This is a genomic window from Dietzia cercidiphylli (assembly GCF_014145145.1).
GTDB classification, from domain to species: Bacteria; Actinomycetota; Actinomycetes; order Mycobacteriales; family Mycobacteriaceae; genus Dietzia; species Dietzia natronolimnaea.
The window spans coordinates 1-9,526 of record NZ_JAALEA010000307.1 but is presented as its reverse complement, the minus strand read 5'-3'; the positions used below and the strand labels follow the sequence as shown (position 1 = coordinate 9,526).

Annotated in this window: 12 protein-coding genes and 1 pseudogene; 9 read left to right on the top strand and 4 right to left on the bottom strand. The window is 69.7% G+C overall.

Features of this window, described 5'->3' with window-relative positions; all coding sequences use genetic code 11:
• Together G6028_RS11325 and G6028_RS11320 are read left to right on the top strand one after the other, a co-directional pair.
• Nucleotides 1-197, top strand: a pseudogene (locus G6028_RS11325) (class I SAM-dependent methyltransferase); the annotation flags it as partial.
• A 9-nt stretch (nucleotides 198-206) separates the two neighbouring features.
• Nucleotides 207-686: a nitroreductase family deazaflavin-dependent oxidoreductase gene (locus G6028_RS11320; protein WP_182609972.1), complete on the top strand. Its 480-nt coding sequence runs from the start codon at nucleotides 207-209 to the stop codon at nucleotides 684-686.
• Between the two features lie 6 nt (nucleotides 687-692).
• Here G6028_RS11320 and G6028_RS11315 read toward each other — a convergent pair whose 3' ends face one another.
• On the bottom strand, nucleotides 693-1,172 hold the full coding sequence (locus G6028_RS11315) for a MaoC family dehydratase (protein WP_179525234.1): 480 nt from the start codon (nucleotides 1,170-1,172) through the stop codon (nucleotides 693-695).
• Between the two features lie 141 nt (nucleotides 1,173-1,313).
• Here G6028_RS11315 and G6028_RS11310 point away from each other — a divergent pair, with 141 nt between their 5' ends.
• The 3 genes from G6028_RS11310 (at nucleotide 1,314) to G6028_RS11300 (ending at nucleotide 4,770) form a co-directional block, all read left to right on the top strand.
• A complete protein-coding gene (locus tag G6028_RS11310) occupies nucleotides 1,314-2,096 on the top strand; it encodes an acyl-CoA thioesterase domain-containing protein (RefSeq protein ID WP_182658907.1) in 783 nt (260 codons plus the stop codon).
• A gap of 227 nt (nucleotides 2,097-2,323) precedes the next feature.
• Nucleotides 2,324-3,751: a hemolysin family protein gene (locus G6028_RS11305; protein WP_194306975.1), complete on the top strand. Its 1,428-nt coding sequence runs from the start codon at nucleotides 2,324-2,326 to the stop codon at nucleotides 3,749-3,751.
• Nucleotides 3,751-4,770 (top strand): CNNM domain-containing protein, encoded by a 1,020-nt coding sequence (locus G6028_RS11300; RefSeq protein WP_182644097.1) that lies wholly within the window; start codon nucleotides 3,751-3,753, stop codon nucleotides 4,768-4,770. The genes G6028_RS11305 and G6028_RS11300 overlap by 1 nt, the downstream gene beginning before the upstream one ends.
• Nucleotides 4,771-4,791: 21 nt before the next feature.
• Here the strand turns inward: G6028_RS11300 and G6028_RS18065 are convergent, their stop codons facing one another.
• Nucleotides 4,792-5,697 (bottom strand): GNAT family N-acetyltransferase, encoded by a 906-nt coding sequence (locus tag G6028_RS18065; RefSeq protein WP_182658904.1) that lies wholly within the window; start codon nucleotides 5,695-5,697, stop codon nucleotides 4,792-4,794.
• A 127-nt stretch (nucleotides 5,698-5,824) separates the two neighbouring features.
• Nucleotides 5,825-6,178, bottom strand: a complete 354-nt coding sequence (locus tag G6028_RS11290) for a cupin domain-containing protein (RefSeq protein WP_182616271.1) — start codon at nucleotides 6,176-6,178, stop codon at nucleotides 5,825-5,827.
• A gap of 328 nt (nucleotides 6,179-6,506) precedes the next feature.
• Here G6028_RS11290 and G6028_RS17465 point away from each other — a divergent pair, with 328 nt between their 5' ends.
• Entirely contained in the window at nucleotides 6,507-7,025 is a 519-nt protein-coding gene (locus tag G6028_RS17465) for a potassium channel family protein (protein WP_206685748.1), read from the top strand.
• Entirely contained in the window at nucleotides 7,022-7,333 is a 312-nt protein-coding gene (locus tag G6028_RS17460; protein ID WP_206685747.1) for a hypothetical protein, read from the top strand. Before G6028_RS17465 ends, G6028_RS17460 begins: the two co-directional genes overlap by 4 nt.
• Nucleotides 7,334-7,360: 27 nt before the next feature.
• Here the strand turns inward: G6028_RS17460 and G6028_RS11280 are convergent, their stop codons facing one another.
• Nucleotides 7,361-7,864: a DUF309 domain-containing protein gene (locus G6028_RS11280; RefSeq protein WP_182658903.1), complete on the bottom strand. Its 504-nt coding sequence runs from the start codon at nucleotides 7,862-7,864 to the stop codon at nucleotides 7,361-7,363.
• Nucleotides 7,865-7,978: 114 nt separating this feature from the next.
• On the opposite strand from G6028_RS11280, the gene G6028_RS11275 reads away from it, so the two are divergent.
• Both G6028_RS11275 and G6028_RS11270 read left to right on the top strand, forming a co-directional pair.
• Nucleotides 7,979-8,761, top strand: a complete 783-nt coding sequence (locus tag G6028_RS11275; RefSeq protein ID WP_182658902.1) for an alpha/beta fold hydrolase — start codon at nucleotides 7,979-7,981, stop codon at nucleotides 8,759-8,761.
• Between the two features lie 254 nt (nucleotides 8,762-9,015).
• Entirely contained in the window at nucleotides 9,016-9,396 is a 381-nt protein-coding gene (locus G6028_RS11270) for an SRPBCC family protein (protein ID WP_182658900.1), read from the top strand.
• The last annotated feature ends 130 nt before the right edge of the window (nucleotides 9,397-9,526 follow it).

The following is a 9,526-nucleotide window of genomic DNA, read 5'->3' as shown; positions in this document are numbered from 1 at the left end:
GGTTGTGGTCCGAGACGTTCGCCCTCCGGGGGCGGGACGCGGCGGCACTGGGGTTCGACGCCGTGTACCGGCGCATGTGGGCGTTCCATCTCGCGGCGCTCGAGGCCGGGCTGCGCAGGGGGTGGCTCGAGTCCGTCCAGGTGGTCGCCACGGCGAAAAGCACCCTGACCCACCGTGATGGTCCGCCCACGTCTTAGGGTTCGTTCATGAGCAACTTTCTCACCCCGATCGCGATCTGGTTCGGACGTCAGGACGCGACGCGGGAGAACTCCCACCTCGTGGTGACGGTCGACAAGTGGATGAACAGGATCTCCGGTGGCCGCGTCCCGCTGCTCCGGGTGGCGGGGCTGCCCACGCTCACGTTGCACGTCCCGGGCAGGAAGTCTGGTGAGCCGCGCGACACCCCGCTGCTGTTCGCATCGTGGCGCAACGGCCTGGTGGTCGTCGGCTCCAACTGGGGGGGCGAGAAGGCTCCTGCGTGGGTGCACAACCTCCGCGCGGCGGGGGAGGGCGAGGTCGACGTGTCGGTCTACGGCGCCAGGCTCACCGTGGACGTGCGGGAGGTGGCCGAGGACGAGCGGGCGTCGGCCTGGGACGCCGCCGTGAAGGTGTGGCCGAACTACGAGATCTACGCCACCCGCACGACCAGGCACCTGCCTCTCTTCCACCTCACGCCCAGGCTCTGAGACGGCTCAGCGGCGGGCGACCATATTGAGCGCCGTGGCGGTGAGGACCGGTTCGTCGTCCTGGTTGACCAGCGTCACATCCGTGGTGAGCACCCCGCGGTCAGGCTTGCTCCTGGAGGGGCGGACACCGGTCGTCTCGCAGATCAGGGTGAGACGGTCGCCGGGTCGCAGCGGCCGGACCCAGCGGAGCTCGTCGATCCCGGGGGACGCCAGGCTCGCGACAGCGGTGAGGTAGTTGTCGGCGAACAGGCGCATCATGAGCGCCGCGGTCTGCCAGCCGCTCGCGATCAGTCCTCCGAACGGGCCGTGAGCGGCCGCCTCGGGATCAGTGTGGATGCTCTGCGGGTCATACCTGCGGGCGAACTCCATGATCTCCTCGGCGTCCACCGACTCCTCACCGAAGCGGTACGTGCGTCCTTCCTGATAGTCGTCGAGGTACCTGTCGTCGACAGGGGTGTCGAAGGTGTCGTACTGCTCGGCGGTCATCTGTCACTCCTGGGCGCAGGGTCGGGCTCGTGCTTCCGGATCAGAGTCAACCGCACGCGGGTGACGGTGGGTGCCGATTCACGGTCGGTCCCCTCATCACGTGGTAGTCAGTTAGTGACAGTTCACTCGATGGGGGCATGCGTGGCGTACTTCGAGCGACTCGGTGACCGATGGTTCGACCCGACCTCACACACCACCGGGGCCTGGGATCCGGCGGTGCAGCACATCGGCCCGTCGTTCGGGTTGCTCGTGCACGAGGTGGAGGGTGATCTACGACGTCGGCGGGACGATCCCATGGTGATCTCGCGCCTGACCTACGAGATCCTCGGCACCGTGCCCATGGACCCGGTCGCGGTGGACGTGCAGGTGGTCAGACCGGGGCGCACCATCGAGCTCGTGGAGGCCACGTACGGACTCGCGGATCGCGTGGGAGTGCGCCTGCGCGCCTGGCTGCAGCAACCGAGAGACACCACGGAGCTCGAGGCCGTCGGCCTCGACCTGATCCCGGGACCGACCGACATGCCGCAGTGGGACCCCACCTCGGTCTGGCAGGGCGGGTACCTGGCGTCCGCGGAGGTCCGCCGGGACTCGGTCGGGCCGGGGAGGGCTCGCTACTGGGTGCGCACCGACGTCCCGCTGGTCGCAGGCGAGTCGGTGGGCGGGCTGGCCCGGTCGGCAGCACTGTTCGACATCGCCAACGGAATGGCGGTCCGCGCGGCTCCCGAGGACGTGCAGTTCCCCAACATCGACCTCACCGCCCACCTCTTCCGCGAGCCACGAGGGGAGTGGGTCGGGTTCGACACCCGGGTGAGCTTCGGTCCGGGCGGGCTCGGGCTCACCTCGAGCACCCTGCACGACGAGTCGGGCCCGATCGGTACCCTCGCGCAGACCCTCACCGTCCGCCCTGTCACCCCGGGACGGTGACCGCGGCCGGGGAGTCGTGGTCCCGGGGGGCGGATTGCGTCATACTCGGGGAGTCATCCACATCGACACACGAAACGGAGTGTGTGAGAAGCCCTGATGGGTACCCCCTCTGAAAGGACCGGGTCGGACGACGACCCGGGGCCTAGTCGCCCTCCTCGTTCTTCTCAGGTCCACGGCGCTCGAGTGCCGACACGGCGTCTCCCGAGGGGGGAGGTGGCCCCGTGGTCATGACCCTTCTGATGTTGTTGCTGGGAATCCTCGCGATCCTGGCCATCATCGCCGCGAACGGCTACTTCGTGGCACAGGAATTCGCCTACATGTCCGTGGACAGGAACAGGCTCAAGGCACTGTCCGAGGCCGGAGACGTCGCCGCCCAGCGGGCACTGAGGGTCACGCAACGGACGTCCTTCATGCTGTCGGGTGCCCAGTTGGGCATCACGGTCACCGGCCTGCTGGTCGGGTACGTGGCCGAACCACTGGTCGGCGAATCGCTGGGGACCCTCCTGGGCGGGGTCGGAGTCCCCGCGGCGGTGAGCGTCACGGTGGGCACCGTCCTGGCGTTGGTGGCCGCGACCGTCGTGCAGATGATCTTCGGCGAGTTGTATCCCAAGAACCTGGCGATCGCGAGTCCGGAGCCCCTGGCCCGCGGGCTGGCGCGGTCCACCACCCTCTACCTGACCGTGTTCGGCTGGCTCATCGTGGTGTTCGACCGGGCGGCGAACCTGCTGCTCAGGTTGGTCGGGGTCACACCGGTCCACGATCTGGACTCCACGGCGACCGCCGAGGATCTCGAGCGAATCGTGGCGGACGCCCGGGAGAGCGGCGATCTGCCCGAGAACCTGTCGGTCCTCATCGACCGGATCCTGGACTTCCCGGATCGCACCGTCGAGCACGCGATGATCCCGCGTCCCCAGACCAGCGTGGTGGGCCCGGATGACACCGTCGGAGAGGTCCGGACGTTGATGGCCTCGGGACACACGAGGTATCCGGTGGTCTCGGAGACTCTGGAGCCGCTGGGGGTCGTTCAGTTGGCCGACCTCCTCCGCGTGGGAGCGAAGGTCGACACCCCGGTCTCGGAGATCATGCGCCCACCGGTGGTCCTGCCCTCGTTGATGTCCCTGCCCCATGCGCTGTCGACGCTGACCCGGTCGAAGACGCAGCTCGCGGCGGTGGTCGACGAGTACGGGGGCTTCGCGGGCGTGTTGACGATCGAGGATCTGGCCGAGGAGTTGGTGGGGGAGCTGACCGACGAACACGACACGGAACCCGAGTCGGTCATCGCGGTCGTGGACGAGGGGATCTGGCGGATGGACGGTGACGTCCACGTCGACGAGGCCGAGAGATCGCTCGGTCATGAGCTTCCGCACGGAGATTACGAGACCATGGCGGGGTTGACCATCTCCGCTCACGGCGAATTCCCGGAAGTGGGTCAGACCGTGCGGGTCGAACTGCCGATCGAGCCCCGGGAACTGATCGCCGAGACACCGCTTCAGTTCGCCCTGGAGATCGAGGTCCTCGAGGTGACCCGGCTGGTCCCCGGCGAACTGCTGGTCCGGTTGGTGGACTCCCAGGAGGAGCACTCCGGGCGTCCCGGGGACGACGGACACCCCGCGACGGGACACGGGCTCGAGCCGGGACGGGGGGAGGAGCAGTGATGGACAATCCACTCGTCGTCGCCGCGATCACCGTGGCGTTGATCGTCCTGAGCGCCTTCTTCGTGGTGATCGAGTTCGCGCTTCTCGGGGCTCGTCAGCACCGGCTCGAGAAGGACGCGGAGAGGAGCGCCTCGGCGCGGGCCGCCCTGCGGGGGATCAACGAGCTGACCGTCATGCTCGCGGGCGCCCAGCTGGGGATCACCGCCTGCACCTTCGCACTGGGCGCGGTCACCAAGCCGGCCGTCGACGCCTGGCTCGGGCCTGTCCTCGCCTCCCTGGGCGCGCCGGTACAGGTGGCCGGGGGCGCCGCGTTCGCGCTGTCACTGCTGTTCGTGACGTTCCTCCACCTGGTGGTGGGGGAGATGGCCCCCAAGTCGTGGGCCATCGCGCATCCGGAGTTCTCCGCCAAGTTCATCGGGATTCCCTCCCGGGGCTTCATCTGGGTCTTCCGGCCGCTCCTGCGGTGGGTGAACGAGGTCGCCAACCGACTGGTCTCCGCCAGCGGTGTCACCCCGGTCGAGAGGGCCGCGGTGGGAGGTCAGGATGCCGCCACGATCCGGCAACTCGTCGAGCATTCGGCGTCGGTCGGCGCCCTGGACGAGACGTTCAGTTCCCCGCTGACCGGAGCGCTCGGCCTCGATCAACTGACGGTGGGGTCACTCGTCGACACCGACAGGGCACCTACCGCGGTGGCCGCGGAGGCCACCGTGGCGCAGGTCCAGGAGGCCGCGGCTCGGACGGGACACATGCGCATCCTCCTCCTCGACGGGGATTCCACTCCGGCGGTGGTGCATGTGCGCGACACGCTGATGGAGCAGGAGGGCCACCCGGCGCGGGACCTGGCCAGGCCGGTGATGCTGCTCGACACCCGGACGCCGGTGTACGAGGCGCTCGCGGTGTCGCGGGAGCGGAGCGAGCAACTCGCCGCGGTCATGGATCACGACCGGTTCGTCGGCGTGATCACGATCTCGGACATCCTGCGCCACATCCTTCCCGAGGAGTCCGGAACCGTCGGCTGACGCGGCGTGAACCCTCAGGGGTCAGAGCTGTCGCAGGTAGCACCGCATCCCGGAGCCGGTGTCCGGGTCGTGGTCGGAGAAGCCGTGACGTTCGTAGAACCGCCGGGCGCCGAGATCGTCCGAGTCCACGTTGATGAGTATCTCCTCGCAGCCGCGCCGTCGGGCCTCGGACACCGACCGGTGCAGGACCCCGGTTCCGATGCCGGCGGCCCTGAGGTCCGGACGAACGTAGAGGTCCTCGAGCTGGGCCAGGGGACCGTCCCAGTACGGGGTCGGGCGAAGGGTGAGAAAGGCGAAGCCGACATCGGTCCCGGCCTCGCGGCCCCGGGGGAGTCCGGCGACGACGGCGAGGACGTCCTCGCGCTCGAGGAGTCGCTCGAACCGTGTCGCCGCCTCTGCCGCGCTCGGGGTGGCGCAGTCGAACTCGGTGTTGAAGTCGTGGAGCATGCGCCCGAGTGAGGTCGCGTCCGCCGGACCCGCCACACGGATATCCGCCTGTGCGGCGGGACGCGCAGAAGACGGGGGGACCGGAATACGTTCCCCCTCGAGGAGGCCCTTGAGTCGATCCAGGTCGGCTGCCACGGTGGCAGCGTCCTGCTCGAACTCGTCGTCGTCGTCGGAGAGCTGACGGACGGTCATGACCACCTCCGCGCCGTCCGGATGGGGCAGGACCCGGAGCGGATTGTGGACCATCGCGCCGTCGGGCAGGGTGACCTCGTGGTCCAGGACCCCGAAGTCGTTCCTGGGGACGAATCGGACGCTCACCCTCCCCATGGGGGAGTCGACGACCAGGGTGTCGCCGTCCACGGAGGCCTGCGCGGTGGCCAGCCCAGACGCCCAGGTGGCGAGCTTCGTGTGGTCGGAGGCGAGGTCGTAGACGTCCGCCGGGGAGCGGTGGATCACCGTGCTGACGTGGCGCGTGCGCATCTCGTCAGTGTCCGTCACTCGCCGGCACTGCGCCAGGGGTACGGCGTCAGGGGTTCGGCGTCAGGGGTTCGGCGACAGAGCTCCCGCGTCGGGACACCGTCTCCGGGACACCGCGGTCGGGATCGGCTCAGGCAGAGGGCGGATCGGTGTGGCTGCCCGTTCCCTCGATGCCGGTGACGGTGGTGAGGAGGAAGACCGAGTCCTCCAGGGCCGTGACGGCGTGCCGGTGGTGGGTGAGGGCGTGGAGTTCGCCGGCGCCGATGTCGACCGTGGTCTCGCCGGTCACCCGCACCGCCCCCCGGAGCAGGTAGAGGCTCGCTGCCGGGGGAGAGTTGTGCTCCTCGAGTTCGGTGCCCGCCGTCAGGGCCAACAGCGACTGGCGGAGAGGTCCTTCGTGGACGATGATCTCGGCGTGTCGGCCGTGCGGGGCGTCGGCAGCTCGGGCGAGTATGCGATCGGCGGTGTCGTTGACAGTGTTCATGGGTCGATCTCCCAGCCTTGACGGGTGCGTGCCCCTGACGCTACGCGCATCCCCGGGGCCCGGACCCGTGGAGACGGAAGCGTGTGGCGCGGATCCCGCGCACGGCCACACCCGGTGGCGTCCGGCCCGTCGGCTCGGGCCGCCCATGCACCCGAGACGCTGCCCGCCAGGCGAAGGGATAGCATCCGAGCACGGCGCGCGGTGCCGAGGCGGCGTGAGGACGACCCTCGACGTCCGCCGGGTGGGGCCACCCTGTGCCACCCATGACTGCGGCCCGCCGCCGCCCGTTCACACCGTGGTCGGCGCCGGGATCATCGCTCTCGGCCTGATGGACGTGTTTCGCGCGCTGATGCACCCACGCAGCGAGGCGGCACTCAGCAAGGTGGTGTTCTCCGCACTGTGGGCGGTCTCCCGGCGGTTCGGGCACCGTCTGGGCTCGATCGTGGGCCCCGCGGGGATGGTGGTCACTGTTCTGGTCTGGGTGTTGCTGCAGGCAGTGGGGTGGGCGCTGGTCTACCTCCCGCACGTCCCGGACGGATTCGACTACTCCTCCGGAATCGACCCCGGTCGACACCCGGTCGCCGCCGAGGCGCTCTACGTGTCCCTCGTGACCCTGGCCACCCTGGGGTTCGGGGACGTGGTGGCCACGGAACCTCTCATCCGTTTTCTGGCCCCGGTGGAGGCACTGACGGGGTTCGCGCTGCTGACCGCGTCCCTCACCTGGTTCATGCAGATCTATCCGCCGCTCTCGCGTCGTAGCGCACTGGCCCTGCGGCTCCACGGATTGGCGGAAGCCGACTTCGCCGCGGCGGTTCGAGACCTCCCCCGGACACCATCTCGCGGGTGACGGAGGGCCTCGCCGCGGAGATCAACGTCGTGACCGTGGATCTGACACAGCATTCGGAGACCTACTATTTCCAGGAGGCCAATCCCTACCAGGCGTTGCCCCGCCAGGTGCACTACGCGCTGGAGCTGTGTGATGCCGTCGCGGAGGTCGACACCGTGGAGGCGCGTGTCGGGGCTCGTACCTTGTCGGCGTCGCTGGACCGCCTCGCGGTGCCACTCAGCCAATTCACCGGCCGGGAGGGGGACGCCGGAGTCCGAGAGGTCCTCGCCGCGTACACCGCGGATCACCAGCGGGCCGCGCGCGGCTGAAAGGCCGTCCCGAACGGTGACGACGCCCTAGCGCGGACGTGGCCCGTGCTTCAGATGCGGTCTCAGTCGAGGGGGAGCGGGGACTGTCCCTCGGCGGAGTTCGGTGATGAGGTCGTTTGCGTGGGTGACCAATCCGGCGGCATCGATCCCGTGGGGTGCCGGGCCGTCCCGGCCACCGATACGGTCGGCCGCACGCTCGAGCAGCGCCAGGGCCCCCGTGGTGTTGCCACGCTGGATGTGGGTGATGCCCACTGCCAGCTGGGCGAGGCCCTGCCAGAGCTCCCGCTCGTCGGCGGGGGAGCTCTTCCACGCGCCTTCCAGCACCTCGTGCGCGTGGAAGGCGAGGCCGCGGTCCAGCAGGTCCTGCGCCCACGCCAGCGATTCGTCGGGGGACAGGTCCAGGTCGTCGGGAATGCGCTCGACTCCGACGCTCCCCGGTGGCAGAGGTCGGCCGAGTTCGTCGCGGGGACGCGCGTTGCGCGCGCGGCCGTCCTCGTCACGATCGCGGTCGATGCCGTCCGGGGTGCGCATCTCTCGATCGTCCCATCCGTCGTCGCCGGTCTGCCACCTCGGACCCGGGCACCGGGCCCCGATCGTGGCACGTCGCACGCGACCTGTCCGCCGCGCACTCCGTAGGCTTGACTGATGACGTTGCATCATGTTCGACGCGGTCAGGGCAGTCCACTACTTCTCGTACACGGCCTCGGCGCGGGGTGGCGATCGTGGGAGCCCATCATCGACGACCTGGCCGCGAGCCGGGAGATCATCGCGGTCGACCTGCCGGGGTTCGGCGAGTCCCCTCCGCTCGACGGTGAGGTCTCCATAGCGACGTTGACCGACTCGGTCGCCCGGTTCATCGACGAGTCGGGTCTGCACGGGGTCTCCACGGCCGGGCAGTCGATGGGTGGGCGGATCGTGCTCGAGCTGGCCCGGCGCGGCGTCGGTGGTGACACCGTGGCGTTGGACCCCGGTGGATTCTGGAGCGATCGTGAGCTGGCGATCTTCAGCGCCACCCTGCGACCGTCGATCGCCCTGGTCAGCGCACTGCGCGGAGCGCTTCCGGTTCTGCTGGGTAATCCGGTGAGTCGGACCGCGCTGCTGGCGCAGCTCTCCGTGCGCCCCTGGGCCCTGCCGGCGCGGACCGTGCTGCCCGACGTGGCGGGACTGGCCGACGCGCCTGCGACGGGCGCGGCGATGGACGCGCTGACGAAGGGCCCGAAGCAGCAGGGCGCCCCCGCGGGCTCGGTCCCGGGACGGGTCACCATCGGTTGGGGTCGCCGCGATCTGGTGACGCTTCCGGCCCAGGCTCACCGAGCCGCGCGCGCGTTCCCCGACGCCACACTGCACTGGTTCGATCGGTGCGGCCACTTCCCGCAGTGGGACGCGCCCCGGGAAGCGGTTCGGCTCATCCTGGACCGGACCAGCTGACTCGGCGGGTTCCGCTGGGGTGTGGTGGTGACCACCGTCGACGGTTGCGCCTGCGCGGTGCTCTGCCACCATGGGATGATGATCCGTCGCGTCCGCGAACAGGGGAGTCCGCTGTCGCCGGGGTGGAGCGGCCCACCGCGAGGAGTTGGCGGACAGGGCCGGGAGCTGGGGGGCCGGGCCGGACGATGACACACCTCGCATCCGCCACGTGGCTGAGTTCGATGATCAGAGTCCGCACGACGCTTCGGCGCGGGATGTGGACGACCGAACTGCGGATGAACGTGGACCCGGAGACCGTGTGGACGGTCATCACCGATGTGCGGTGTTGGCCGCGATGGGGGCCCACCGTCTCGGATGCCCGGGTCGACGGCGACTCCGGCTTGACGGCCGGTGCGCGGGGGACGGTCACGACCGTGGCGGGCCTGTCCCTGCCGTTCGAGATCACCGACTTCGTTGATCGGCGACTGTGGGCGTGGAGGGTGGCCGGTGTGAATGCGACCCGGCACGAGGTCATCGGAGTGCCGGGCGGGTGTGTCGTCAGCTTCGGGGCCCCGGTCTGGGCGGCGGGATACCTACCGGTGCTGGCTCTCGCGTTGCCGCGGATCGAACGGATCGCGGTCGAACGAGCTCACTGAGACGGGTCGGCGTCGGTGGGGGCGTGACGTGAGCACGAGGCCGTGAGCATCTGACCCATGGGCTGCAGAGATTCTCCCGCAGCAGGTCGGGGCTCTTACTGGTCAGGTGCCGGGTTCTGTGGTGTCGGGT